Here is a 24,416-nt window from a genome sequence, read left to right on the forward strand (position 1 = left end):
CTTTCTGGTAGAAGTGCAGGCAGCAACCGGTGGCCGATGGCCGATCGCACGCCACGGGCCGGTTTCCATTTTTACAACGACGACAGGAGACAAGGAAATGACAGACAACATGCGAATCGACGACCGAGCGGTGCAGCGCCGCAGCCTGCTGGCCGCAGCGGCGGCAGCGGGCCTGGGCCTGGGCAGCGGCGGCAGCTGGGCGCAGGCCTCCGCCTGGCCCTCCAAGCCCGTGAACCTGGTCGTCCCCTTTCCGGCCGGAGGCGGCACCGATGCGTTCGCGCGGCCGCTGGCCGCGCAGTTTTCCCGCGCCACCGGCAAGACGCTGGTGATCGACAACCGGGGCGGGGCGGGGGGCACCGTGGGCGCCAGTTTTGCCGCCAAGGCCGCGCCCGACGGGTACACGCTGTTCATGGGCGCGGTGCACCACGCCATCGCCCCGTCGATGTACCCCAAGCTCGACTACGACATCGAGAAGGACTTCATTCCGCTGTACCTGCTGGCCAACGTGCCGCAGGTGGTGGTGGTCAACCCGAAGAACGTGCCGGTGGGCAACTTCCAGCAGTTCATGGACCATGTCAAGCGCAACCCCGCCAAGCTCAACTACGGCTCGGCGGGCGCGGGCACATCGCACCATCTGGCGGGCGAGCTGTTCAAGCAGCAGACCAACACCTTCATCACGCACATCCCCTACCGTGGCGCGGGCCCTGCGCTGCAGGACCTGATCGGTGGGCAGGTGGACATGATGTTCGATGGCCTGGGTTCGTCGGCCGCGCATATCAAGGCGGGGCGCATCAAGGCGCTGATGGTGTCCGGCTCCAAGCGCAACGCGGCCTTCCCGGACGTGCCCTGCGCTTCCGAAGTGGGCCTGCCCGACTACACCGTGACCACCTGGTATGGCCTGTGGGCGCCCAAGGGAACGCCGGCCGATGTCCAGGCGCGCATCGTCGAGGAGATCCGCAAGCTCGGCGCGGCCGACGAGCTCAAGACCATCTGGGCCAGCAATGGCGCCGAATACGGCGGCCTCACGCAGCAGCAGTTCGCCGGCATGGTCAGCAGCGAGGTCAAGCGCTGGGCGGCGGTGGTGAAGGCTTCTGGCGCAAAACTTGATTGACCCCCTGAGGCGCTTCGCGCCATCCCCCTGAGGGGGACGCCACCCGTGGCCTGGCAGAGCCAGTTCCACGGTGGCACTGGCGATGGCGTTGCGCCAGTTGTTGTGGGGCGTGGACTTTGCAAACGTGATGGGCAACGAATATGTCAGGTGAAGTGTTGATGGATGCCGGTGAGCGTGGCGTGGTGCATGTCACCTTGCGCCATGCCGGGCGGCTGAACGCGATGTCGCGGGGCATGTGGCGGCAACTGCGCGAGGTGTTTCAAGACATCCAGCGGCGCAGCGATGTGCGCTGCGTGCTCATCGCCGGCGAGGGCGATGCCTTCTGCGCGGGGGGCGACATTTCGGAGTACCCGGGCTTTCGCTTCGACACCGCGGCCTTGCGCGATTTCCATGAGAACGACGTCTGGGGCGGGCTGAGCGCCATGCTCCTGTGCGACGTCCCCATCGTGGCCCAGATCAGCGGGGCCTGCATGGGTGCCGGGGTGGAGATCGCCAGCTGCTGCGACATCCGCATCGCGGGCGGTACGGCCCGCTTTGGTGCCCCCATCGCCAAGCTCGGCTTCCCCATGGCCCCCCGCGAGGCGCAGCTGGTGGCCGGCGCCGTGGGCGATGTGACGGCCCGGCAGATGCTGCTGGAAGCCGCCACCTTCAGCGCCGCCGACATGCTGGCGCGCGGTTTCCTGAGCCGCGTGGTGGCCGACGACAGGACGGCCACCGAGGCGGTGGGCAGCGCGCAGCGCATTGCCGCGCTGGCACCCCAGGCCGCCCGCATGAACAAACAGACATTTCGGGCATTGAAAGTGCCTGTGGCGCCTGCTGTAAATGCGCAATCAGCTATTAAATATATAGCAAACGATGTGCCTGACCCCTATGCGTACGCGGACAGCGCCGAGCACCGCGAAGGCATCACCGCGTTCCTTGAAAAACGCGCCCCCGTGTTTTGATGGGCCTTGCCCATTTCCATTCCTCTTGTGGATCTGACCATTTGCAACCCCGCCCAACTGCCATGAGCCAACACAACCTCTTCAGCGCCCTGCGCGCAGCCTTTCCCTCCGACCTGGGCAGCACCGCCGTGGAAACCACGGCGCCCGACGGCACCCCGCTGCACTACAGCTGGGCCGACCTGGACCATGCCAGCGCGCGCATCGCCAACCTGCTGGCCTCGCTCAAGCTGCCCGAGGGCAGCCGCGTGGCCGTGCAGGTGGAAAAGTCGGTCGAAGCCATGCTGCTGTACCTCGCCACCTTGCGCGCGGGCTACGTGTTCCTGCCGCTCAACACGGCCTACCAGAGCGCCGAGATCGAGTACTTCATCGGCAACGCCGAGCCTGCGGTGGTGGTGTGCAGCCCGGGCAACTTCGGCTGGGTGTCGAAGATCGCCTTCACGCTGGGCACGCAGCACGTCTTTACCCTGGGCGACGACCGCACCGGCAGCCTGCTGGAGCGCGCGGCGCACCATGGCGACAGCCACACGCCCGTGCAGCGCGCGGCCGATGACCTGGCCGCCATCCTGTACACCAGCGGCACCACGGGCCGCAGCAAGGGCGCCATGCTCACGCACGGCAACCTGCTGTCGAACGCGCAGGTGCTCAAGGAGTACTGGGGCTGGACGGCTACCGGAGGGCCTGATGGCCGTGGCGACGTGCTGATCCACGCCCTGCCCATCTTCCACGTGCACGGCCTGTTCGTGGCCATCCACGGCGCGCTGATCAATGGCAGCAAGATGATCTGGTTCAGCAAATTCGACCCCAAGGCCGTGCTCGCCGCCATGCCGTGCGCCACCGTCTTCATGGGCGTGCCCACGCTCTACGTGCGCCTGCTGGGCGAGGCCGGCCTCACCAAGGAGGCGGCGAAGAACATGCGCCTGTTCGTCGCGGGCTCGGCGCCGCTGCTCATCGAGACCTTCAACGAATGGCAGCAGCGCACCGGCCACACCATCCTGGAGCGCTACGGCATGAGCGAGACCATCATGCTCACATCCAACCCCTACGCGGCCGACGCGCGCCATGCCGGCCAGACCGAGCGGCGCGGCGCCACCGTGGGCTTCCCGCTCCCCGGCGTGGGCCTGCGCGTGGTGGACGATGCCAACAAGCGGCTGCCCGTGGGCGAGATCGGCAACATCCAGGTCCAGGGCCCCAATGTGTTCAAGGGCTACTGGCGCATGCCCGAGAAGACGGCCGAGGAGTTCACGCCTGACGGCTGGTTCAAGACCGGCGACGTGGGCAAGGTGGACGAGCGCGGCTACGTGAGCATCGTGGGCCGCAGCAAGGACCTGATCATCAGCGGCGGCTACAACGTTTACCCCGCCGAGATCGAGGGCTACATCAACGACATGCCCGGCGTGGCCGAAAGCGCGCTGGTGGGCGTGCCCCACCCGGATTTCGGCGAAGTGGGCGTGGCCGTGGTCATCGCCAAGCCGGGCGTGAAGCTCGACGGCGAGGCCATCGTGGCGCGGCTCAAGTCGCAGCTGGCCAACTTCAAGATCCCCAAGCGCTGCTTCGTGGCCGACGAGTTGCCGCGCAACACCATGGGCAAGGTGCAGAAGAACCTTCTGCGCGAGCAGCACAAGGCACTGTTTTCCTGACCCCGTGGGCTGGCGGCTGCCGCAGGCGCGGCCTGCTGGCACCTGCCCGCCGCAGTCAGTGCCCGCCGCCGATCAGGGCGCGTCCGGCCGCCCGCAGGGCCTTGGCCGCGCTGTCGCCCAGCAGCAGCGCGCCGCTGCTGAACGCGCCATCCACGAGCAGCGAGAGCTGGGCGGCGGTCACGTCCGGCTTTTTCACACCGAGCCGCCGGCACAGCGCCGAAAGCCGCTTGCGCTGCTCCAGCCTGTGGCGGGCCGAGATGGCGCGGGCAGGGTGCGCGGGGTCCGCGAATTCCGCGGCCACGTTCAGCTGGGGGCAACCCCGGTAGCCCGGGCGGGCCACCCGCTCGCCCACCCACTGGAGCAGGGCGTCGAGCTCCGCCGCGGGATCGGGGCCGTGCGTTGAGACAACGTCGTCCCATTGCTGCCAGAACTCGCGGTCTTCGCGCTCCAGGAAGGCCGCGATCAGGTCATCCTTGGTGCGGTAGTAGCGGTAGAGGCTGGTCTTGGCGATCTTCGCGCGCTCGATGATCAGGTCGATGCCCACCGCACGAACGCCTTCGTTGTAGAAAAGCTGGGAAGCGGTGTCGAGGATGCGTTGCTGCACATCGCCGGGCGGCATGGCCGCGGGCGTGGCGGAGGAGGCAGCTCGCGAGGACGGGGTGCCGTCACGGGTTCCGGGTGGTCTCATGCGCAGATTTTCCCACATCGCGCGGAGATGTGATACAGACCTGTATGTTGCCGGCAGGCCTGCATGCGCCGCGTGCCTTCAGCCCGCTCCCCGGGGGCGGCCACGGCCGTGGCTCCGCCCCTGCCGTTGGGCAAGGCCCGCGCGGCGGGGCCTCTGTCCTGTGCTCAGCGCAGCACCAGCACGGGGATGTGCGAGTGCGTGAGCACATGCTGGGTTTCGCTGCCCAGCAGCAGGCGCTTGAGCCCCTTGCGGCCGTGCGATGCCATGACGATCAGGTCGCACTTGTGTTTCTTGGCGGCGGAGATCACCGCTTCCGCGACGAGATCGGATTTGGCGATGACGGCCTTCACGGCAACGCCCTGGGCGATGCCTTCGGTCTTGACGCCATCGACCATGGCCTGCGCGGCGTCGCCCCACTGTTTCTCGATGCGCTTGACGTCGCTCATGTCGACCGGCATGCCGCCTTCAAAGTAGCTGCGGGGATAGCGTGGCACGACCTTGAGGGCCACCACCGTGGCGCCCGACAGGGCTGCAAGGGACAGGCCGTGCTCCACCGCTTTGTCCGACAGGGCCGAACCGTCCGTGGCAATCAGGATGCGTTTGTACATAAAGGGCTCCTCAAAGTGATGGAACAAGCTTAGGATCAATCATGTTCCGGGGCTTGATCCAGGTCAATGTACCTGCCGGGCCCTCACGATAGGCTTGAACCATGTCAATGTTTGGACCCGGTGCGCCGGCCTCATCCCCGGTGCATCAGACAGATGCCGGGACGGACGCGTGGCCGGCGGCCGCGCCCGCTCCGCAGGCCGTGCTGCTGGACGACCCGCAGGAATGGTCGGCATTCGGCCGCCCGTGTGCTCAGGCGGGTGGTGCTCCCGCGGACCTTGCCGCGTGCGCCTGGGAATCCCAGGTGGTGCTGGAGGGCATGCACTGCGCGGCCTGCGCGCTCACCATCGAAGACGCGCTGCGCGCCGTGCCGGGCGTGCAGCAGGCCGATGTGAGCGCCGCCACGCGGCGCGCGCGCGTGGTCTGGCACCCGGCGCAGGTGCGCCCCTCGCAGTGGATGCAAGCAGTGCACAAGGCAGGCTACCGCGCCATGCCCGCCATGGACGCCTTTGCACGCGAGCAGCGCCTGCGCGAGAGCCGCCGCGCGCTGTGGCGCTGGCTGGTGGCGGGTTTTTGCATGATGCAGGTCATGATGTACGCGTGGCCGGCCTATGTGGCACAGCCGGGCGACCTCACGCAGGAGATGGAGCAGCTGCTGCGCTGGGCTTCCTGGGTCATTACCTTGCCGATGGTGGTCTTTGCGTGCGGACCCTTCTTCTCCAGCGCGCTGCGCGATATCCGGTTGCGCCGCGTGAGCATGGACCTGCCCGTGGCGCTGGGCATGGCCATCACTTTCGCGGTGAGCACGGCCGGGACCTTCGACCCCACGGGCATCTTCGGGAAAGAGGTGTACTACGACTCGCTGACCATGTTCGTCTTTTTCCTGCTCACGGGGCGCTGGCTCGAGCTGCGCCTGCGCGACCGCACTGCCGGCGCGCTGGAAGCCGTGATGAATCGCCTGCCCGACAGCGTGGAGCGGCGCTCGGCGGATGGCAGTTTCGTGCGCGTGGCCACACGCCGCCTGGCCGTGGGGGACACGATCCGCGTGCTGCCGGGCGAGGCCTTTCCGGCCGATGGGCGCATCACCCGGGGCAGCACCCAGGCCGACGAATCCCTTCTGACGGGAGAGTCCACCCCGGTGGCGCGGCCCGTGGGCAGCGTGGTCACGGCCGGCAGCTACAACCTGCAGGCGCCGGTGGAGGTGCAGGTGGAGGGCACGGGCGGGCAGACGCGCTTCGCGCAGATCGTGGCCTTGATGGAAAGCGCGTCGCTGCAGAAACCCCGGCTGGCACAGCTGGCCGACCGCATCGCGCGGCCGTTCCTGGTGGCGGTGCTCGCGGCCGCGGCCCTGGCGGCCGCGTATTGGTGGCCCTCCGATCCTGGCCATGCGCTGATGGTGGCGGTGGCGGTCCTCATCGTGACCTGCCCCTGCGCACTGTCCCTGGCCACACCGGTCGCCATGCTCACGGCGGCGGGCACGCTGGCGCGCCATGGCGTGCTGGTGCGCAACCTGCAGGGCCTGGAGGCCTTGGCCCGTGTGGATACCGTGGTGTTTGACAAGACCGGCACACTCACGCGGGACGGCATGGCATTGCAAGCCGTGCATGCCACCGAAGGATGGACGGCGCGGGGCGCGCTGGCGCTGGCGTCCGCCTTGGCGCGCCAATCGATGCATCCCGCATCGCGCGCCGTGGTGGCCGCTGCTGGCGCGCAGGACGACGGGCGCTGGATCGTGAGCGGCCTGCAGGAGGAAGCCGGGCTCGGCCTGGTGGCCGTGGCGCGGGATGGCCTGGGCGCGGAGCCTGCCCGCACGTTCCGGCTGGGCTCCGCTCGCCATGCGGGCGTGGCGCCGCAGGACGGCGCCGCACTGCAGGTGGTGCTGTCGGAACAGCGCCCCGACGGGCGGGTGCTGGAACTGGCGCGCTTCGACCTGGTGGAGGCTCTGCGCGCCGAGGCCCCGGCCGTGGTGACGACGTTGGCGGATGCCGGCATGGCGGTGCAGCTGCTGTCCGGTGACCGGGCCGTGTCGGTGCGGCGCGTGGCTGCGCAGGCGGGCATAGCGCAGGCGGCGGGGGAGTGCACGCCCCAGGGCAAGCTGGCCGCGTTGCAGGCGCTGCAGGCCGGCGGCCACCACGTGGCCATGGTGGGCGATGGCATGAACGATGGCCCGGTGCTGGCAGGCGCCCATGTGTCCTTCGCGTTTGGCCGCGCCGTGCCGCTGGCGCAGGCGCAGGCCGATTTTGTCGTGCTGGGCGACAGCCTGGCGCTGGTGCCGCAAACGGTGCTGCTGGCGCGGCGCACCCTGCGTGTGGTGCGCCAGAACCTGTGGTGGGCCGCGGGCTACAACGCCCTGTGTGTTCCATTGGCCGTGGCGGGTTTCATGCCCGCCTGGCTTGCCGGGCTGGGAATGGCGCTGAGTTCGCTGCTGGTGGTCCTCAATGCCGCGCGCCTCGCACGAGATCTTCCGCCGTTGTCTTCCTCGGGCGCGGCGCCGCTGCCGCCAGAGGGTGCTCCGGCCATTGAAATCACCAAGACAACGCTGAAGGCCGCCTGATGGACATTCTGTACCTGCTGATTCCGCTGTCCGTGGTGCTGGTCTTGATGGTTCTTGCAGGACTGTGGTGGGCGGTTCATCACGGCCAGTTCGAGAGCGTCGAGCAAGAAGGTGAACGGATTCTCCGAGACGATTGACTTGTGTCAATGCCCTGAAAAGCTGGCTGCAACAAACTCTTAATGCAATACAAAGAGGTGCCCGATGGATTCTCCAAAAACAAATGCTGCGCACTACAACGACACGGTGGTGCGGCAGTTTTCTATCATGGCCGTGGTATGGGGGGTGGTTGGCATGCTGGTGGGCGTCATCATCGCCGCCCAGCTGGCCTGGCCTGAACTCAACTTTGGCATACCCTGGCTCAGCTACGGGCGCTTGCGCCCCCTGCACACCAACGCGGTGATTTTTGCGTTTGGCGGCTGCGCGCTGTTTGCCACAAGCTACTACGTGGTGCAGCGCACCAGCCAGGTCCGGTTGTTCGCCGGGCCGCTGGCGGCGTTCACGTTCTGGGGCTGGCAGCTGGTCATCGTGGCCGCCGCCATCAGCCTGCCGCTGGGCTACACCTCCGGCAAGGAGTACGCCGAGCTTGAATGGCCCATCGACATCCTGATCACGCTGGTCTGGGTGTCCTACGCCATCGTGTTCTTCGGCACCATCGGTGTGCGCAAGGTCAAGCACATCTATGTGGCCAACTGGTTCTTCGGTGCGTTCATCCTGGCGGTGGCATTGCTGCATGTGGTCAACAGCGCAGCGATTCCCGCCGGCTTCATGAAGAGCTACTCGGCCTATGCGGGCGTGCAGGATGCGATGGTGCAGTGGTGGTATGGCCACAATGCCGTGGGCTTCTTCCTCACGGCGGGCTTCCTCGGGATGATGTACTACTTCATCCCCAAGCAGGCAGGCCGTCCGGTGTACAGCTACCGCCTGTCCATCGTCCACTTCTGGGCGCTGATCTTCACCTACATGTGGGCCGGTCCCCACCACCTGCACTACACCGCGCTGCCCGACTGGACGCAATCGGTGGGCATGGTGTTCTCGCTGATCCTGCTGGCCCCCAGCTGGGGCGGCATGATCAACGGCGTGATGACGCTGTCCGGCGCCTGGCACAAGCTGCGCGACGACCCGATCCTGCGTTTCCTGATCGTGTCGCTGTCGTTCTACGGCATGTCCACGTTCGAGGGCCCGATGATGTCCATCAAGACCGTCAATGCCCTGAGCCACTACACCGACTGGACCGTGGGCCACGTGCACTCCGGCGCCCTGGGCTGGGTGGGTCTGATCTCGATGGGGTCGCTGTACTACCTGGTTCCCCGCCTGTTCGGCCGCGAGAAGATGCACTCCATCAAGGCGATCGAGCTGCACTTCTGGATGGCCACCATCGGCATCGTCCTGTACATCGCCGCCATGTGGATCGCCGGCGTGATGCAGGGCCTGATGTGGCGCGCCATCAATCCCGATGGCACGCTCACCTACACCTTCGTCGAGAGCGTGAAGGCCACGTACCCCTTCTATGTGATCCGTGTGGCTGGCGGCCTGCTGTATCTGGGGGGCATGGTGGTCATGGCCTGGAACGTGTGGGTGACAGCGATCTCGGGCCGTTCGGTCAAGGTTGCCATTCCCGCCGTGAATGCGGCGCACGCCTGAGCCGAAGGAGATAACCCATGTCCAACAACAATCCATCTTCTTCGACCGGCTTCTCCCACGAGAAAGTCGAGACCAACAACTTCCTGATGATCGTGCTGATCCTGCTCGTGATCGCCATTGGCGGCCTGGTGGAGATCGTGCCGCTGTTCTTCCAGAAGTCCACGACCGAGGCGGTCAAGGGTGTGGAGCCCTACAACGCCATGCAACTGGTGGGCCGCGACATCTATATCCGCGAGGGCTGCTACAACTGCCATTCGCAGATGATCCGCCCCTTCCGCGCCGAGACGCTGCGCTACGGCCACTACTCGGTAGCGGGCGAGTTCGTGTACGACCATCCCTTCCAGTGGGGCAGCAAGCGCACCGGACCCGACCTGCACCGCGTGGGCGGCAAGTACAGCGATGAGTGGCACCGCATCCACCTGAACAACCCGCGCGACGTGGTGCCTGAGTCGAACATGCCCGCCTATCCCTGGCTGGAAAAGAACGCGGTGGACCCCGCGAGCGTTGCGCCGCGCATGAAGGCGCTGCGCACCGTCGGCGTGCCCTACACGGACGAGCAGATCGCGGCATCCGCGGCCGACGTCAAGGGCAAGACCGAGATGGAGGCGCTGGTCGCCTACCTGCAAGTCATGGGCCGTGCGCTCAAGTAAAGGAGGTTCGCAATGGACATCACCACCATGCGCATCGTCGCCACGCTGGCCTCGATGGCCTGCTTCGTCGGCATCTGGGTCTGGGCCTACCGGGGCCGCAACAAGGCCCGGTTTGACGAGGCCGCTCGGCTGCCCTTTGAACAAGATTGACCCCCACCAGAACGAGAACACCCCATGAGTGACTTCACCAGCAATTTCTGGTCGGTCTTTGTGACCACGCTGACCCTGGTCGGCATCATCGCCTGCGGCATCCTGCTATGGATGGCAGGCCGCAAGAAGGTGATGGCCACGGCCGACAACACCACGGGCCACGTCTGGGACGAGGACCTGGTCGAGATGAACAACCCCCTGCCGCGCTGGTGGGTCTGGCTGTTCGTCATCACCATCGTCTTCGGCTTCGGCTACCTGGCCGCCTACCCAGGCCTTGGCAGTTTCACCGGCAAGCTGAACTGGACGCAGAAGGGCGAATACGAAGCCGAGATGGCCAAGGCCAAGGCTGAACTGGAGCCGCTGTATGCCCGTTTCGCCTCGATGAAGCCGGAAGACGTGGCCAGGGACCCGCAGGCCCAGGCCATTGGCGAGCGCCTGTTCATGAACAACTGCGCTCAGTGCCATGGTTCCGACGCGCGCGGCAGCAAGGGTTTCCCCAATCTGGCGGACGGTGACTGGCTCCATGGCGGGGCGCCCGAGAAGATCCGTGAAACGATCGAGAAGGGCCGTGTGGGCAACATGCCTCCCATGGCGGCTGCAGTGGGCACGCCCGAAGACGTGCGCAACCTGTCGCACTATGTGCTGAGCCTGTCGGGCAGCCCGCACGATTCGCTGCGTGCTTCGCTGGGCAAGTCCAAGTTCACGGCATGCGCGGCCTGCCATGGCATGGACGGCAAGGGCAACCAGGCGCTGGGTGCCCCCAATCTGACCGACGACGTCTGGCTGCATGGCTGGGGCGAGGCGGCCATTACCGCCATGGTCAACAACGGCAAGGTCAACCAGATGCCGGCCCAGGCCGACAAGTTGACGGAAGCGCAGATCGGCGTGCTGTCTGCATATGTATGGGGCCTGTCCAACGGCAAGCAGGCTGCCGCGGTGCGCTGATCTGGGCCGGGTGGCGCGCCCCCTGGCGCTGCGCCCGGCTTTTTGCCCCATTGCTGAAGACACACCAAGCCAATAGGTCGACACCACCATGAAGCCACCCAGCGGGCCAGCCCGCAAGGTCATTCCGATTGCACCGGTTGCATCCGATGCCTCGTCCGAGGGCGAGATCGTCTCCTTGTACGAAGCGCAGAAGAAGATTTACCCGCGCTCCATCAGTGGCCTGTTCGCACGCTGGCGCTGGGGCATGGTGTTTCTCACGCAACTGGTCTTTTACGGCCTTCCCTGGTTCGAGTGGGGGCAGCGCCAGATGGTGCTGTTCGACCTGGGGGCACGGCGGTTCTATATTTTCGGGCTGGTGCTCTATCCGCAGGACTTCATCTATCTCACGGGCCTGCTCATCATCTCGGCGCTGTCGCTTTTCCTGTTCACGGCCGTGGCGGGGCGGCTGTGGTGCGGTTTTGCCTGTCCCCAGACGGTCTACACCGAAATGTTCATGTGGATCGAGCACAAGATCGAAGGCGATCGCAGTGCCCGGCTGCGGCTGGACAACGGGCCCTGGACCTTCGAGAAGATCCGCAAGAAGTTTCTCAAACAGGTGGTATGGATCACCGTGGCGCTGTGGACGGGGTTCACGTTCGTGGGCTATTTCGTGCCCATCCGCGAGCTCGGCGCGGAACTGCTGGCGCTGCAGGGCAACTGGCAGATATTCTGGGTGCTGTTCTACGGCTTTGCCACGTATGGCAATGCGGGCTACATGCGCGAGCAGGTGTGCAAGTACATGTGCCCCTACGCGCGCTTTCAGAGCGCGATGTTCGACCGGGACACCCTGATCGTGAGCTATGACGTGGAACGCGGCGAGCCGCGCGGCCCGCGCAACAAGACGATCGACCACAAGGCCAAGGGCCTGGGCGACTGCATTGACTGCACCCTGTGCGTGCAGGTGTGTCCCGTGGGCATCGATATCCGCAAGGGCCTGCAGTACGAGTGCATTGGCTGCGGACTGTGCGTGGATGCGTGCAACACGGTGATGGACAAGATGCACTACCCCCGGGGGCTGATCCGCTTTTCCACGCAGAACGGCGTGGCGCAGCGCTGGAGCCAGTCGCAGATCCTGCGGCGCGTCCTGCGGCCTCGCGTGCTGATCTACACCGCCGTGCTGGTGGCACTGTGCGTGGGCATGATGGCCAGCCTGGTCACCCGCACGCCGCTCAAGGTGGATGTGGTGCGCGACCGCGCGGCCCTGTCGCGCATCGTGGCGGGCGGCAAGCTGGAGAATATTTACCGCCTGCAGATCATGAACGCCACCGAAGGCCCCCAGCACTACCGCATCGGCGCCCGCGGCCTGGACGGGCTGGAGGTGGCCTCTGAAGCCGAGGTGGACATTGGCCCCGCGGAGTCCCGGTGGGTGGCCGTGCGCCTGCAGATACCGTATGGCTCCGCGCCCCCGGGCTCCCATGCCGTGCAGTTCGATGTGCAGGCGGTGGGCGCTGCGGCCCATGTGACCGAGAAGTCCGTATTCCTGGTGCCCCGATGAGGCGACGTGCACCCCGGTGCACGGCCCCGGGGACGTTGTATGACCGAGAAGATTTTTGAGGAGCAAGCACCCATGCCATCCAATCCAGCCATCGGCTCCGCCCCCGCCACCGCTGCGCCCTGGTGGAAATTCGGCCACGTCTGGCTGATCATCGCCGGCCCTGCCATCGTCATCGTGGCGGGCTTTGTCACGCTGTGGCTGGCGATTTCGCGGCCAGACCCCGTGGTCGCCGAGGACTACTACCGCCAGGGCATAGAAATCAACAAGACGCTGGAGGCTCCGGAGAAGAGCCTGGCCCCGGCCATGAAGGGCCGCAACCACGCGGCAACGCCGGTTCAGGACCAGCCACGCTGAAACCCCTGGCCGAGCAGCGGGTCTGCGCGGCCTTACCAGGAGACAACCCCGATGTGGACGCAACGCCTGATGTGGATTGCATGGCCCGCCTTTCTGATGGCGGGCGCGATGGAGATGCTGGTTTTTGCGATGGTGGACCCGCAGGACCTGCATTGGTTCGGGCAGCCGCTGGCCCTGTCGCGCCAGGGCGTCTACACGCTCGCGTTCTTTGCGTTCTGGGCCATCACCATGGCCTCCAGCGCGTTGACCACGCTGCTGGCAATGTCGCCCTTTGAACTCAACCGCTGCCCCGTGCCCGAAGGCGAGCGCCCTGATGATTGCCGAAAGACATCATCCTGCCCTTGAACAGCGCACCGGCCGGGCTCCGGTGGCAAGGCGTTGCCGGGACGGGCGGTCCTGGCTCGCCTTGCTCAGTGGCAGGCGGACTGGTTGTTCACGATGCGCTTGAGCGCGTCGGTCTCGAGGATGCGGACATGGCGCTGCTTGACTTCGACAATGCCTTCTTCCACAAACTTGGAGAAGGTGCGGCTCACGGTCTCGAGCTTGAGGCCCAGGTAGCTGCCGATCTCCTCGCGCGTCATGCGCAGCACCAGCTCGGACTGCGAGAATCCGCGGGCGTGCAGGCGCTGCACCAGATTGAGCAGGAACGCTGCCAGGCGCTCCTCGGCACGCATGCTGCCCAGCAGCAGCATCACGCCGTGTTCGCGCACGATCTCGCGGCTCATGATCTTGTGCACGTGGTGCTGCAGCGCGGTGACCTCGCGGGACAGTTCCTCGATGCGGTCAAACGGCATGACGCAGACCTCGGCGTCTTCCAGGGCCACCGCATCGCAGGTGTGATGGTCATTCACGATGCCGTCCAGGCCGATGATCTCGCCCGCCATCTGGAACCCCGTGACCTGGTCGCGCCCGTCCTCGGTGGCCACGCAGGTCTTGAAAAAGCCGGTGCGGATGGCATAAAGCGAGGTGAACGACTCACCATTGCGAAACAGCGTGCCGCCGCGCTTCACCTTGCGGCGAACTGCAACGACCTCGTCGATGCGGTGCAGTTGCTCTTCGCTCAGGCCCACCGGCATGCACAGCTCGCGCAGGTTGCAATTGGAACAGGCGACTTTGATGGTGAGCGGGTTCATAGGCACAGGGCGGAGTTAGGTTTCGAGCATACCGCCCGATGGCCGAAGAGGGAGTCTCTTGAAGGGCGGGCAGGCGACTGACATGCATCAAATTGTCGCTGTTCCGGCCACTCCATCACTTGATTCATGTCAAGGACATGGGGGGCAGCTTACGGCACAGTCAAGGTGTACGCAAGGATTCGCCCCATGACCGCTGTTTCGCCTGACCTGCTGCGCCGTTTTGACGTACCAGGCCCCCGCTATACCTCCTATCCGACGGCCGACCGGTTTGTGGAAGCCTTCGGCCAGGAGGACTACGCCCTCGCCCTCGAGCAGCGCCGCATGGGCACCCTGACCAAGGCGCTGCCCTTGTCCCTGTATGTGCACATCCCCTTTTGCGAGTCGCTGTGCTACTACTGCGCCTGCAACAAGATCATCACCAAGCACCACGACCGGGCTGAAGTCTATCTGCGCTATCTCAGCCGCGAGATCGATCTGCACACGGCGCACTGCGGCACGGGCCAGGTGGTGAGCCAGCTGCACCTGGGCGGCGGCACCCCCACCTTCCTGTCGGACGATGGCTTGCGGGAACTCATGGCGATGCTCCAGCGCAGCTTCACCCTGGCGCCGGGCGGGGAGTACTCTATCGAGGTGGACCCCCGTACCGTCAATGCCGACCGGCTTGCCGTGCTCGCGGAGCTTGGATTCAACCGGCTGAGTTTTGGCGTGCAGGATTTTGACCCCGAGGTCCAGAAGGCGGTGCACCGCATCCAGCCCGCCGAACAGGTGTTTTCGCTGGTGGAATCCGCGCGCTCGCTCGGCTTCGAATCGATCAATGTGGACCTGATCTACGGGTTGCCGCGCCAGACGCCGGAGTCGTTCGACCGCACGCTGGCGCAGGTGGTTCAGTTGCGACCTGATCGCATTGCGCTGTATGCCTATGCCCACCTGCCGGAGCGGTTCAAGCCCCAGCGCCGCATCCTCTCCGCCGAACTGCCCGCAGCCTCCGGCAAGGTGTCGATGCTCTCCCGTTCGCTCGACGCGTTCATGGGCGCCGGCTATGTGTATGTGGGGATGGACCACTTCGCGCTGCCGGAGGACTCGCTGGCCGTCGCCAAGCGGCAGGGCCGCCTGCACCGTAACTTCCAGGGCTACAGCACCCAGCCCGACTGCGACCTGATCGGCCTGGGCGTGTCGGCCATTGGCAGGGTCGGCGCCACCTACAGCCAGAACGCCAAGACCCTGGATGAGTACTACGACCTGCTGAACCAGGGGCGTCTGCCTGTGGTGCGTGGCCTGGCCCTGACGCGGGACGACCTCGTGCGCCGCGCCGTCATCATGTCCTTGATGTGCCAGGGAGAACTGCTGTTCGAGCCCATGGAACAGGCCTGGCTCCTCGATTTTCGGCACTATTTCTCCGCCGAACTGGCGCAACTCGACACCATGGCCGAGCAGGGGCTGGTCAAGGTGAGGCCCGACGGTGTCGAGGTCACGGCCATGGGCTGGTTCTTCGTGCGCGGCATCGCCATGGTTTTCGACCGATATCTGCAGGCAGACCGCAACCGCGCGCGTTTTTCACGCATCATCTGAATCCCATGCTTGCAACGGTTGCCTCGACTGCCTTGTTGATGGGGCTCGTTGGCGGGTCCCATTGCCTGGCCATGTGCTCGGCACCTTGTGGCGCCGTGGTGGGGCAGGGGAGCGCGGGCTGCGCATCCGCCCCGGGCGCCGGGGCGCCGGCGGAGGGGGCTCCCCCGAAGGTGCAGGCGGTGCGGTGGGCACCGCGCGGTGGCGTGGCCCGGCGGGCCGTGGCCTTTCATGCGGGCCGCCTGACGGGATATGCGCTGGCGGGCGGGCTGGCCGCCCTGGCCATGGACAGCCTGGCGTGGCTCACTCAGCAGACCATGGCACTGCGCCCGGCGTGGACCTTGATGCACGTCGCGGTGATGGCGTGGGGGCTGATGCTGATGGTCCAGGCGCGGCAGCCGCTCTGGGTGGAGCAGGCGGGCCGTGGCGTGTGGGAGCGCGTGCGGCCTCTGGTCCGTGCCCCGGGAGGCATTCTTGCCGCGGGGTTTCTCTGGGCGCTGATGCCCTGTGGCTTGCTGTATTCGGCGCTGCTGGTGGCTGCCTTGAGCGGAGGGCCCCTGGAGGGCGCATTGTCCATGGCGCTTTTTGGCATTGGCAGCGGCGTCTGGCTGGTCGGCGGGCCCTGGGCCTGGACGCGGTTGCGGGCCCGGCTCAACACCGTGCGCGCGGACTGGGGGACGCGCGCCGCCGGTGGCCTGCTCTGCGCGGTGGCAAGCTGGGCACTGTGGATGGACCTCGTCTACAAACCCTCGCTGTGGTGCCGCTAGCGTGCATTCGGGCCGCGGCGGCCTGAGGGCGCGGCGGTTTCGGTAACCCACATCCCCATGAGGGGGATTGCCCCGCCCCGCGCCTTCGGGCAGGCAAGTGTTGCCGTGCCGCCGCGGCGCGGGTGGGCTCCTTCGACAAGGCCTTCGAACTGGCGATAATCTGTGTAACTATTGGTGGCATTCACGTCTCCATGTTTCGCGCGCCCCGAAGTGAACTCCTCCATCCTCATCGATATCAGCCAACTGCGCGTCGGCATGTACATCCAGCTCGATGTGGGCTGGATGCACCATCCGTTCCCGGTGAGCAGTTTCCGGGTGGCATCGGCGGACCAGATCGCGACGTTGCGGGAACTGGGGCTCACCGAGGTGCGATACGTCCCCAAGAAAAGCGATCCGGAGCAACGGGAGCTGGTTCCGGCCGCCTGGAGCGTGCCGGAGATGACGGTGCCCTCGGCCCAGGGACCGGATGCCCCCGGCGCCACGGCCACCGTGGACCCGGAGGCGCAGCGCCGGCGCGAATTGCTGGAGGCGCAGAACCGCACCTTGGCGGCCTGCAACCAGCGGTTCGGAGAGGCCACCCGGCAGTACCAGGCACTCGAACGCGTTGCGTCCGAGCACCCGGACCAGGCCCGCACCAAGGGCGATGCGCTGGTGGCTGGCTGCGTATCGGAACTCCTCGAGAACGGTGACTCCGTCATCCGGTTGCTGTCGGAGGGCGTTGGCGAGCGCAATGCCCTGCACCCCATCAACGTGATGGTGATCTCCCTGCTGCTGGGCCGTGCCCTGGGCATGAAGAGCTCCGAGCTGCATGATCTCGGCATCGCGGCCCTGATCCATGACCTGGGCAAGCTCAAGCTGCCGCCGAACCTGCGCCAGCCCACGCCCTCGATGATCCCCATGGAGCGAACGCGCTACGAGTCCCACGTGGGCGAGTCCGTGGCATTCGCCACGCGCATGGGGCTGCCCGAAGCGGTGCTGACGGCCATTGCGCGGCATCACGAAATGGCCGATGGCAGCGGGTTCCCCCTGCGGCTGTCGGGGCCTGACCTGGGACGGGCGGGGCAGGTGCTGGCGCTGGTCAACCGGTACGACCGCATGTGCAACCCGGCCAACGGCGTGGATGCGCTCACGCCCCACGAGGCGTTGTCCGTCATCTTCGCGCAGCTCAAGGCGCGCTTCGATTCCGTGGTTCTGGGGGCATTCATCCGCATGATGGGGGTGTACCCGCCGGGCTCCATTGTCCAGTTGGTCAATGACCGCTATGCGATCGTTGCCTCGGTCAACTCGTCGCGGCCCCTGCGGCCCAAGGTCATCGTGCACGATTCCCGTGTGCCCAAGGACGAAGCACCGATCCTGGACCTGGAAACGGTGCCCGAGTTGGGCATCCGGCGCAGCCTCAAGCCCGCGCAGCTGCCACGCGATGCGCTGGACTATCTCTCTCCCCGTCAGCGCATCTGTTACTTTTTCGAGCGTGCGGTCAGTCCCGGCAATGAAGAGGCAGGTTCGTGAGGGTTTCGCAATCCCACGGCTGGCTTGACGCGCTGCAGGAAGCCGTCTGGCTTGTCGATGAGGCCAGCCTGCTCATCCTGCACGCGAATGCCGCCGCGCAGCGGCTGGTAGGGACCCCCGTGTCCGCCATGGTCGGTGCATCGGTGCTTGGCCTGGCCACCACGCCGCAGGACCAGGCGTTCTGGGGGGAGCCCGCCGAGGTGGTGGCGGGCGGCATCCATTCCCACACCCGTCTTCTGCGTGCGGATGGCACGCTGGTGCCCGTGGACCGGCAGGTAAGCCGCGTGCCCTGGGGCGCAGCGGGCGGCGATACGGTGTACATGCTGACCATGCTGGACCGCAGTGCCCAGGAGGCCACCGAGCGCGAACTGGAAACCCTGCTGTCCGAACTGCGCGCAACCCTGGACTCCGCGGCCGACGGCATGCTCGTCTGCAGCCTTGATGGCCGGGTGCGGGCGTTCAATCAGCGCCTTGCACAGCTGTGGAACATTCCGCGCGACCTGCTCCTTGAGCGTGACGATGGGGCGGTGTATGCCCACATGGCCACGCAGGTGAACGATGCGGCGGCCTATTCGGAGCGCCTGGCCGCGATTGCGCGCGAGCCGATGCAGGAGAGCACCGACATCCTGGTGCTGCGCAACGGCGCGGTGCTGGAGCTGCGCACGGTCCCCCAGTTCAGCCAGGGGCGGCCGGTGGGGCGTGTGTACTCGTTCCGGGACATCACCCGGCAGACCGAGATACAAGCCAGCCTGCGCCTTGCCGCCAGGGTGTTCGAATCCAGCCTGGACGCGATCTTCATCGCCGACAGCCAGCACCGGGTCCTGCGCATGAACCCGGGATGCGAGCGCCTCGTGGGCCCGTCGGCCAAGTCGTTCGAAGGCAACACGGCGGCCTCTCTCTTTGGCGGCGGCCCCGATGCGGCGTTCATGGAACAGGTGCTGCAAGGCTGGTCCAGCGAAGGCTTCTGGGAAGGCGAGCTGTGGCTTCCCCGGGACAACGGGACCTATTGCGCGGTGCAGCTGTCGTGGGTGGCGTTGCGCGACGACGAGGGGCGGCTGGTGCAGAGCATCGGCTTCATGCGCGACCTGACGCTGCAGCATGCGGCCCAGAAGCGCATCGAAGAGCTGGCGTACAGCGATGTGCTCACAGGGCTGCCCAACCGGCTGCTTCTGTCGCAGCGGGTGGACACGGCCATCCAGGGCGCCCGCCAGAGCGACACCGGTTTCGCGATCCTGTTCCTGGACCTCGACCGTTTCAAGATCATCAATGACTCGTTGGGCCATCCCTTTGGCGACCGGGTGCTGCAGCTGGTGGCCGAGCGATTGCAGGCCTGCCTGCGCCAGACGGACATGCTGTGCCGGCTGGGCGGGGATGAGTTCGTCATCTATCTGCACGGTGGGGATGCCGTGGTGGCCGAGAGCGTGGCGCGCCGCATCCTGGACGACATGCTCAAGCCCTTCATGCTCGACGGCATGGGTTTCTCCATCCAGTGCAGCATCGGCATGGCGCTGTACCCGCAGGACGGGGCCACGCTGGACGACCTCATCAAGCAGGCCGATACCGCCATGTACCGCGTCAAGGAGCGCGGCCGGGGCAGCTATGGCTTCTACCAGCCGCAAATGAACGCCAACCTGCTGTCGCGCATGCAGATGGAGCATGCGATGCGCCAGGCGCTGGGGCTGGACCGCATGGCGGTGCACTACCAGCCGCAGGTCAACATGGCCACGGGGCGCATCACGGGCGCCGAGGCCCTGATCCGCTGGACCGACCCTGAATTCGGCGCGGTCTCGCCCGGGCAGTTCATCCCCCTCGCGGAGGAGTCCGGCTACATCGTCACGCTGGGTGCCTGGGTCATGGAGCAGGCCGTGCGCGAGGCGGCGGTGTGGATGCACAGCGGCATGCCCATCATGATCTCGGTGAACGTGTCCGCGCTGGAGTTTCGCCAGCCCGATTTCGTGGACCGGATCACGCGCCTGCTGGCGGTGCACCAGCTGCCGCCCACGCTGCTGGAGCTGGAGCTGACCGAAACCATCCTGCTGCAGGATGCGCAGGAGATGGAGCAGCGCCTGCGCGTGCTGGCCGGCCTGGGCATTGGCCTCGCCATCGATGATTTCGGCACGGGCTATTCCAGCCTGGCGTACCTGAAGAAGCTGCCGATCCACAAGCTCAAGATCGACCAGTCGTTCGTGCGCGGGCTGCCCGACGACGATGGCGACCGGGCCATCGTGAGCGCGATCATCAGCATGGGGCGCGCCATGCATGTGGAGGTGGTGGCGGAGGGCGTGGAAACCGAAACCCAGCAGGCGGTGCTGCTTCAGATGCAATGCGACCACTACCAGGGTTTTCTGTGCGCGCCCGGGCTTCCTGCCCACGAGTTTCGTGCCCTGCTGGGCAAGCCGCTGCCCTTGAAGGCGCAGGGCCGGCGCAATTCCGTCCAGACCTAGGCGCGCGAGGCCAAGGGCTTCGCACCACCGCCTTGGCCACCATCTCCGCTGCCCTTGCGCCGTGGCCCCACGGCAGAGCCTCAGGAGGCCGCGATGCCCTTCCAGAGCATGTAGGCCGCCAGGCCGAAGAGCAGGGATGCGAACACGCGCTTGAGTTGCTTGACCGGCAGGCTGTGCGCCGCCCTGGCGCCCAGGGGCGCGGTGAGCACGCTGCAGGTCGCGATCACCGCCAGGGCGGGAAGCCAGATGTAGCCCAGCGATGCCGGGGGCAATCCGCTCACGTTCTGGCCGCCAATCACGTAGCCCACCACGTTGGCGAGGGCGATGGGAAAGCCGAGCGCGGCGCTGGTGGCCACGGCATTGTGGATGGGCACGTTGCACCACGTCATGAACGGCACGCTCACGAAGCCGCCGCCGGCACCCACCAGCCCCGACAGGAACCCGATCACGCCGCCCGCCGCCACCTGCCCCGCGCCGGCAGGCATCTGGCGCGAGGGGGCGGGCTTCTTGTCCAGGAACATCTGAGAGGCCGAAAAACTCACGAACAGCGCGAAGAAGATCGCCAGGAACGAGCCCTTGAGGAGCGCGAACACGCCCAGGCTGGCGATGAATCCACCGAGCACGATGCCGGGCGCCAGGCGCTTGACGATGTCCCAGCGCACCGCCCCACGCTGGTGGTGCGCGCGCACGCTGGAGATCGAGGTGAACATGATCGTCGCCATGGAGGTCGCGATGGCCATCTTCACCGCGAGGTCCGGTGCCACCTTCTGGGCACCCAGGATGTACGTCATGAACGGCACCAGCAGCATGCCGCCGCCGATGCCGAGCAGGCCGGCCAGAAAGCCGGTTGCCAGGCCCAGTACACCGAGTTCAACGATCAGGAGAGGATCCAGCATGGGGCAAAAAGGGAGAAGGGGAGGGAACAAGGGGCGGGGAGGCGGCGCCCGGTCGGCCGTTCAGCGGGAAGGTGAGGCGGCGGCGACAGCGGCATGGGGAAGGAAGAAGGTGTCTGCGATTGCCACCGGACTCTCATCCTGAACCGGGGGTTCAGGTGGGCGAGGGCAGCCAAGCATTGGGTTCATCTGACGCGAGATGATCACGCTCACCGGGCAATGTACCAAGCCCGAGCTCGTTGAGCATTGGTTCAAGGAAATATAAAGCCCGACAGCATCGCAGACAGCCTGATTGTAGGCGCTGGCGGAGTCCGACGCCGGCGCCAGGACATGTAAAGACGCAGGGCGGCGCGCCGGGTTCAGAGGTGCCGGGGGGCGCCGCGTCAGAGCAGGCGCCCGTCCTCGCCCAATGCCTCGTCGAGCCGCTGGACCAGGACCTTGAGGTGGTCCTCGTCCCGCTCGGGCAGGGGCAAGGCGGCCTGTGCTCCGGGCTGTGCCGCAGGCGGCGGGGAGGACTTGGCAGCCGCGCCCGCCGCCAGGTCGGCCGCCTCGCGGTCCGCAATCTCGAAAGCCAGGTTCAGCGCGGCCAGCACCGCGATGCGTTCACGGGCGCGCACCTTGCCGGCGTCGCGGATGCGGGTCATGGCCGTGTCGACGCGTTCAACGGCATCCAGCAAGCGGCTTTCATGCCCCTCGGGGCAGGTCAGCAGGTAGCTTTGCTGCAGGATCTGCACCTCGATTTGCTTCATTCGGATTCTTTCGTGACAGGGGCCGCCGCGGGCAGCCGCTCCAGCAGCGCGTCAACCCGGGCGCGGGCCGCGCTCAGGCGCGATTTGAGCGAATCCCGCTCCTGCGCGAGGGCGGCCACCTGATCGGCGAGCAGCGCGTTGGTGCGTTGCAGTTCCGCGTGCCGCAGCAGCAGGCGTTCGACGCGCTCGGCGATCTGGTCGGTGGTGGACGGTGTTGCCATACAGCTGTCGATTGTAGGGTTGGCGGTTGTAAACGGTCGTAAAATCCCGTTGTTGGTGCTCGCGGTGTGGTTCACATGCCGCAGTTCAACGGGAAGCAGGGAGGTGCCGCCAACCATGGTGCGCCCAGCCTGCGCTGCCCCCGCAACGGTCAGCGGACGAATCGTTCCGATTCCCCCTTCATACACATGCCACTGGGTGCCTTGAACAAGCCCCTGGGAAGGCTTTGAAGGGTGTTCCGCCAGCCCGGATACCGGCCAACACGGTGGTTGCACGCGCCCGATCAGGATGCGCGCAGCCGTATCACCCATTTGCTGGCGGGGAGGCCGGCGCGGGTTTTGTTTGTTGACGATGTTCCCCATGAAAATCCGTACCTCTCGTGCGCGCCTTGCTGCGCCGCTGTGCCTGCGTCCCGCGCTGGTGGCGCTGGCCGTTGTGGGCGCCTGCTCCGTGCAGGCCCAGCAGGCCGATGCCGGCGGCCCCGTGCTGCTGGCGCAGAACCTGCGCGCGCCCTCGCTGACCGAAACCGTGGTGACCGCCACGCGCACGCCCCAGCCCTTGTCCGACCTGGTGGCCGATGTGACCGTCCTGGATCGCGAGACCATCGAAACCAGTGGCGCCACCGGCCTGGCCGACGTGCTCGCCCGTGTCCCCGGCATCGAGTTCTCGCGCAACGGCGGCCCCGGCACGACCACGGGCGTGTTCCTGCGCGGCGCTGAGTCGCGCTTCACGGCCGTGTACATCGACGGCGTGCGCATCGATTCCCAATCCACCGGCGGCGCGGCATGGGAGTCGATCCCGCTGGCGCAGATCGACCGCATCGAAGTGCTGCGCGGCCCGGCGGGCGCGGTCTATGGCTCCGACGCCATGGGTGGGGTGGTGCAGATCTTCACCAAGCGCGGCGAAAACGGCACCGCGCCCTATGTGGGCGTGGGGTTCGGCAGCCACGGCACGCGCAAGATCGAAGCCGGTGTGAGCGGTGCCAGCGGCACGATCGACTACGCGCTGGGCATTGCACGCGAGGAAAGCAAGGGCTTCAACGCGCGCACCGTCGCCACGCAGAACCCCGACCGCGACGGGTATGAAAGCACCTCTGCCAACGCGCGGGTGGGCCTGCAGGTCAACGCCATGCACCGGCTGGAAGGCACGCTGCTGGTCAACGACCTCGACAGCGGCTACGACAGCGGCCTGGGCAAGGATGACCGCAACAAGCACAGGCTGCATGCCCTGGGCCTGAACTGGCAGGCGCAATGGACCCCGCAGTACAAGACGCGCCTGCAGCTGACCGATTCGCGCGACAGGTACGAAACCAAGCCCTCGGTGTACCTGAGCGATACCCACCTGCGCGGCTACCTGTTCCAGAATGAATGGCGCGAGGGTGCGCACCTGCTGACCGCCGCGCTGGAGCGCCGCGAAGACAACCTGGAAAACAAGCCCATCGACCGCAAGCGCTCGCAGGACGCCGTTGCGCTGGGCTATGGCTACAGCGCGGGCGGCCACACGGTGCAGGCCAATGTGCGGCACGACGCGGACAGCGAGTTCGGCGGCAAGGGCACGGGCAGCCTGGCCTACGGCTACGCCTTTGCGCCCCAGTGGCGCGCGACGGCATCGGTGGGCACGGCCTTCCGGGCCCCCACGCTGTACCACCGCTTCAGCGAGTACGGCACGGGGTCGCTCAATCCCGAGAGCAGCCGCAATGTCGAGGTGGGCCTGCGCTGGGCCGAGGGCGGCAGCAGCTTCTCCGCCACCGCCTACCGCAACCGGGTGCAGGATCTGATCACGTTCGGGGCCGCAGGGCCTTGTCCGTCGGATTTCGGCTGCTACGTGAACACCGCGCGGGCCGAGTACAAGGGAGTGACGCTGGCGGGTTCGTACCGCCTCGGCGGCGTGCAGCTGCGCGGCTCGCTCGATCTGCAGAACCCGCGCGACCTGGCCACGGGCAAGCTGCTGGCCCGCCGCTCCAAGCGCCACGGCACACTGGGAGCCGACACGCAACTCGTTGGCTGGACGGTGGGCGCCGAGGTGCAGGCCTCTGGCCGCCGCTTCGACAACGCCGCCAACACCACGGTGCTGGGCGGCTACACGCTGGTCAGCCTGTATGCCAGCACGCGGGTTGCTCGCGATTTCACCCTGGTGGCGCGCGTGGACAACCTGGCCGACAAGCACTATGAGCTGGCCCGCACCTACGCCACCGCGGGCCGCACCGCCTACGTCGGCGTGAAGTGGGCCCCGCAGTGAAGCACCCCCTGAGGCGCTGCGCGCCTTCCCCCCACGGGGGGATGCCACCCGGGGCCTGGCGGAGCCAGTTCCACGGTGGCACTG

General features: G+C 66.7%; 23 protein-coding genes and 1 riboswitch. Of the genes, 17 read left to right on the forward strand and 6 right to left on the reverse strand.

Going from position 1 to position 24,416, the window contains the following annotated elements; all coding sequences use genetic code 11:
- Positions 1-97 precede the first annotated feature (97 nt).
- The 3 genes from KW843_RS05965 (at position 98) to KW843_RS05975 (ending at position 3,692) form a co-directional block, all read left to right on the forward strand.
- A complete protein-coding gene (locus tag KW843_RS05965) occupies positions 98-1,111 on the forward strand; it encodes a tripartite tricarboxylate transporter substrate binding protein (RefSeq protein WP_218294137.1) in 1,014 nt (337 codons plus the stop codon).
- Between the two features lie 140 nt (positions 1,112-1,251).
- On the forward strand, positions 1,252-2,055 hold the full coding sequence (locus KW843_RS05970; RefSeq protein WP_218294138.1) for an enoyl-CoA hydratase/isomerase family protein: 804 nt from the start codon (positions 1,252-1,254) through the stop codon (positions 2,053-2,055).
- A gap of 62 nt (positions 2,056-2,117) precedes the next feature.
- Entirely contained in the window at positions 2,118-3,692 is a 1,575-nt protein-coding gene (locus KW843_RS05975) for a malonyl-CoA synthase (protein WP_218294139.1), read from the forward strand.
- A gap of 55 nt (positions 3,693-3,747) precedes the next feature.
- Here KW843_RS05975 and KW843_RS05980 read toward each other — a convergent pair whose 3' ends face one another.
- Both KW843_RS05980 and KW843_RS05985 read right to left on the reverse strand, forming a co-directional pair.
- The gene (locus tag KW843_RS05980) at positions 3,748-4,380 is read right to left on the reverse strand and encodes a TetR/AcrR family transcriptional regulator (protein WP_218294140.1); all 633 of its coding nucleotides are present in this window, start codon (positions 4,378-4,380) and stop codon (positions 3,748-3,750) included.
- Positions 4,381-4,544: 164 nt separating this feature from the next.
- On the reverse strand, positions 4,545-4,988 hold the full coding sequence (locus KW843_RS05985; RefSeq protein WP_218294141.1) for a universal stress protein: 444 nt from the start codon (positions 4,986-4,988) through the stop codon (positions 4,545-4,547).
- A 107-nt stretch (positions 4,989-5,095) separates the two neighbouring features.
- Between KW843_RS05985 and KW843_RS05990 the strand changes: the two genes are divergently transcribed.
- The 9 genes from KW843_RS05990 (at position 5,096) to KW843_RS06030 (ending at position 13,159) form a co-directional block, all read left to right on the forward strand.
- A complete protein-coding gene (locus tag KW843_RS05990; RefSeq protein WP_218294472.1) occupies positions 5,096-7,540 on the forward strand; it encodes a cation-translocating P-type ATPase in 2,445 nt (814 codons plus the stop codon).
- Positions 7,540-7,677, forward strand: coding sequence for a cbb3-type cytochrome oxidase assembly protein CcoS (gene ccoS / locus KW843_RS05995; RefSeq protein ID WP_056169616.1), 138 nt, complete (start codon positions 7,540-7,542; stop codon positions 7,675-7,677). The genes KW843_RS05990 and ccoS overlap by 1 nt, the downstream gene beginning before the upstream one ends.
- A 64-nt stretch (positions 7,678-7,741) precedes the next feature.
- The gene (gene ccoN / locus KW843_RS06000; RefSeq protein ID WP_218294142.1) at positions 7,742-9,181 is read left to right on the forward strand and encodes a cytochrome-c oxidase, cbb3-type subunit I; all 1,440 of its coding nucleotides are present in this window, start codon (positions 7,742-7,744) and stop codon (positions 9,179-9,181) included.
- A gap of 17 nt (positions 9,182-9,198) precedes the next feature.
- The gene (gene ccoO, locus KW843_RS06005; RefSeq protein WP_218294143.1) at positions 9,199-9,831 is read left to right on the forward strand and encodes a cytochrome-c oxidase, cbb3-type subunit II; all 633 of its coding nucleotides are present in this window, start codon (positions 9,199-9,201) and stop codon (positions 9,829-9,831) included.
- A 12-nt stretch (positions 9,832-9,843) separates the two neighbouring features.
- The gene (locus KW843_RS06010) at positions 9,844-9,981 is read left to right on the forward strand and encodes a cbb3-type cytochrome c oxidase subunit 3 (protein WP_010460656.1); all 138 of its coding nucleotides are present in this window, start codon (positions 9,844-9,846) and stop codon (positions 9,979-9,981) included.
- 24 nt (positions 9,982-10,005) lie between these two features.
- Complete coding sequence (gene ccoP / locus KW843_RS06015) at positions 10,006-10,926, forward strand: cytochrome-c oxidase, cbb3-type subunit III (protein ID WP_218294144.1); 921 nt, start codon at positions 10,006-10,008, stop codon at positions 10,924-10,926.
- 88 nt (positions 10,927-11,014) lie between these two features.
- Entirely contained in the window at positions 11,015-12,460 is a 1,446-nt protein-coding gene (gene ccoG / locus KW843_RS06020) for a cytochrome c oxidase accessory protein CcoG (protein ID WP_218294145.1), read from the forward strand.
- Between the two features lie 72 nt (positions 12,461-12,532).
- On the forward strand, positions 12,533-12,814 hold the full coding sequence (locus KW843_RS06025; RefSeq protein WP_218294146.1) for a FixH family protein: 282 nt from the start codon (positions 12,533-12,535) through the stop codon (positions 12,812-12,814).
- A 51-nt stretch (positions 12,815-12,865) separates the two neighbouring features.
- A complete protein-coding gene (locus KW843_RS06030; RefSeq protein ID WP_218294147.1) occupies positions 12,866-13,159 on the forward strand; it encodes a hypothetical protein in 294 nt (97 codons plus the stop codon).
- A gap of 65 nt (positions 13,160-13,224) precedes the next feature.
- Here KW843_RS06030 and fnr read toward each other — a convergent pair whose 3' ends face one another.
- Complete coding sequence (gene fnr, locus KW843_RS06035; RefSeq protein WP_218294148.1) at positions 13,225-13,947, reverse strand: fumarate/nitrate reduction transcriptional regulator Fnr; 723 nt, start codon at positions 13,945-13,947, stop codon at positions 13,225-13,227.
- A 186-nt stretch (positions 13,948-14,133) separates the two neighbouring features.
- Here fnr and hemN point away from each other — a divergent pair, with 186 nt between their 5' ends.
- From hemN to KW843_RS06055, 4 genes are all read left to right on the forward strand, one after another.
- Positions 14,134-15,516: an oxygen-independent coproporphyrinogen III oxidase gene (hemN, locus tag KW843_RS06040; protein WP_218294149.1), complete on the forward strand. Its 1,383-nt coding sequence runs from the start codon at positions 14,134-14,136 to the stop codon at positions 15,514-15,516.
- Between the two features lie 5 nt (positions 15,517-15,521).
- Positions 15,522-16,280 (forward strand): sulfite exporter TauE/SafE family protein, encoded by a 759-nt coding sequence (locus tag KW843_RS06045; protein WP_218294150.1) that lies wholly within the window; start codon positions 15,522-15,524, stop codon positions 16,278-16,280.
- A 210-nt stretch (positions 16,281-16,490) separates the two neighbouring features.
- Positions 16,491-17,789, forward strand: a complete 1,299-nt coding sequence (locus tag KW843_RS06050) for an HD-GYP domain-containing protein (protein WP_218294151.1) — start codon at positions 16,491-16,493, stop codon at positions 17,787-17,789.
- Positions 17,786-20,233 (forward strand): bifunctional diguanylate cyclase/phosphodiesterase, encoded by a 2,448-nt coding sequence (locus KW843_RS06055; RefSeq protein WP_218294152.1) that lies wholly within the window; start codon positions 17,786-17,788, stop codon positions 20,231-20,233. The genes KW843_RS06050 and KW843_RS06055 overlap by 4 nt, the downstream gene beginning before the upstream one ends.
- Positions 20,234-20,313: 80 nt before the next feature.
- Here KW843_RS06055 and KW843_RS06060 read toward each other — a convergent pair whose 3' ends face one another.
- From KW843_RS06060 to KW843_RS06070, 3 genes are all read right to left on the reverse strand, one after another.
- Positions 20,314-21,129, reverse strand: coding sequence for a sulfite exporter TauE/SafE family protein (locus KW843_RS06060; RefSeq protein ID WP_218294153.1), 816 nt, complete (start codon positions 21,127-21,129; stop codon positions 20,314-20,316).
- A 380-nt stretch (positions 21,130-21,509) separates the two neighbouring features.
- Positions 21,510-21,875, reverse strand: a complete 366-nt coding sequence (locus KW843_RS06065; protein WP_218294154.1) for a cell division protein ZapA — start codon at positions 21,873-21,875, stop codon at positions 21,510-21,512.
- Positions 21,872-22,096, reverse strand: a complete 225-nt coding sequence (locus tag KW843_RS06070) for a DUF904 domain-containing protein (RefSeq protein WP_218294155.1) — start codon at positions 22,094-22,096, stop codon at positions 21,872-21,874. Before KW843_RS06070 ends, KW843_RS06065 begins: the two co-directional genes overlap by 4 nt.
- A 36-nt stretch (positions 22,097-22,132) precedes the next feature.
- Positions 22,133-22,371, forward strand: a riboswitch (cobalamin riboswitch).
- Between the two features lie 83 nt (positions 22,372-22,454).
- Here KW843_RS06070 and KW843_RS06075 point away from each other — a divergent pair.
- The gene (locus tag KW843_RS06075) at positions 22,455-24,332 is read left to right on the forward strand and encodes a TonB-dependent receptor domain-containing protein (protein WP_218294156.1); all 1,878 of its coding nucleotides are present in this window, start codon (positions 22,455-22,457) and stop codon (positions 24,330-24,332) included.
- Positions 24,333-24,416: the final 84 nt, after the last annotated feature.

Source organism: Acidovorax sp. sif1233 (assembly GCF_019218755.1).
In the GTDB taxonomy this organism is placed as follows: domain Bacteria; phylum Pseudomonadota; class Gammaproteobacteria; order Burkholderiales; family Burkholderiaceae_C; genus Acidovorax.

Excerpts from the sequence above, each read along its gene's own strand:
- KW843_RS06025 (WP_218294146.1), top strand. The coding sequence starts at position 12,533 with ATGCCATCCAATCCAGCCATCGGCTCCGCCCCCGCCACCGCTGCGCCC.
- KW843_RS06010 (WP_010460656.1), top strand. The coding sequence starts at position 9,844 with ATGGACATCACCACCATGCGCATCGTCGCCACGCTGGCCTCGATGGCC.
- KW843_RS06065 (WP_218294154.1), bottom strand. The coding sequence starts at position 21,875 with ATGAAGCAAATCGAGGTGCAGATCCTGCAGCAAAGCTACCTGCTGACC.
- KW843_RS06075 (WP_218294156.1), top strand. The coding sequence starts at position 22,455 with ATGAAAATCCGTACCTCTCGTGCGCGCCTTGCTGCGCCGCTGTGCCTG.
- KW843_RS06045 (WP_218294150.1), top strand. The coding sequence starts at position 15,522 with ATGCTTGCAACGGTTGCCTCGACTGCCTTGTTGATGGGGCTCGTTGGC.
- KW843_RS05970 (WP_218294138.1), top strand. The coding sequence starts at position 1,252 with ATGTCAGGTGAAGTGTTGATGGATGCCGGTGAGCGTGGCGTGGTGCAT.
- KW843_RS05980 (WP_218294140.1), bottom strand. The coding sequence starts at position 4,380 with ATGAGACCACCCGGAACCCGTGACGGCACCCCGTCCTCGCGAGCTGCC.
- fnr (WP_218294148.1), bottom strand. The coding sequence starts at position 13,947 with ATGAACCCGCTCACCATCAAAGTCGCCTGTTCCAATTGCAACCTGCGC.
- ccoN (WP_218294142.1), top strand. The coding sequence starts at position 7,742 with ATGGATTCTCCAAAAACAAATGCTGCGCACTACAACGACACGGTGGTG.
- hemN (WP_218294149.1), top strand. The coding sequence starts at position 14,134 with ATGACCGCTGTTTCGCCTGACCTGCTGCGCCGTTTTGACGTACCAGGC.
- KW843_RS05975 (WP_218294139.1), top strand. The coding sequence starts at position 2,118 with ATGAGCCAACACAACCTCTTCAGCGCCCTGCGCGCAGCCTTTCCCTCC.
- KW843_RS05990 (WP_218294472.1), top strand. The coding sequence starts at position 5,096 with ATGTTTGGACCCGGTGCGCCGGCCTCATCCCCGGTGCATCAGACAGAT.
- KW843_RS06060 (WP_218294153.1), bottom strand. The coding sequence starts at position 21,129 with ATGCTGGATCCTCTCCTGATCGTTGAACTCGGTGTACTGGGCCTGGCA.
- KW843_RS06030 (WP_218294147.1), top strand. The coding sequence starts at position 12,866 with ATGTGGACGCAACGCCTGATGTGGATTGCATGGCCCGCCTTTCTGATG.
- KW843_RS06070 (WP_218294155.1), bottom strand. The coding sequence starts at position 22,096 with ATGGCAACACCGTCCACCACCGACCAGATCGCCGAGCGCGTCGAACGC.
- ccoG (WP_218294145.1), top strand. The coding sequence starts at position 11,015 with ATGAAGCCACCCAGCGGGCCAGCCCGCAAGGTCATTCCGATTGCACCG.
- KW843_RS05965 (WP_218294137.1), top strand. The coding sequence starts at position 98 with ATGACAGACAACATGCGAATCGACGACCGAGCGGTGCAGCGCCGCAGC.
- ccoS (WP_056169616.1), top strand. The coding sequence starts at position 7,540 with ATGGACATTCTGTACCTGCTGATTCCGCTGTCCGTGGTGCTGGTCTTG.
- ccoO (WP_218294143.1), top strand. The coding sequence starts at position 9,199 with ATGTCCAACAACAATCCATCTTCTTCGACCGGCTTCTCCCACGAGAAA.
- KW843_RS05985 (WP_218294141.1), bottom strand. The coding sequence starts at position 4,988 with ATGTACAAACGCATCCTGATTGCCACGGACGGTTCGGCCCTGTCGGAC.
- ccoP (WP_218294144.1), top strand. The coding sequence starts at position 10,006 with ATGAGTGACTTCACCAGCAATTTCTGGTCGGTCTTTGTGACCACGCTG.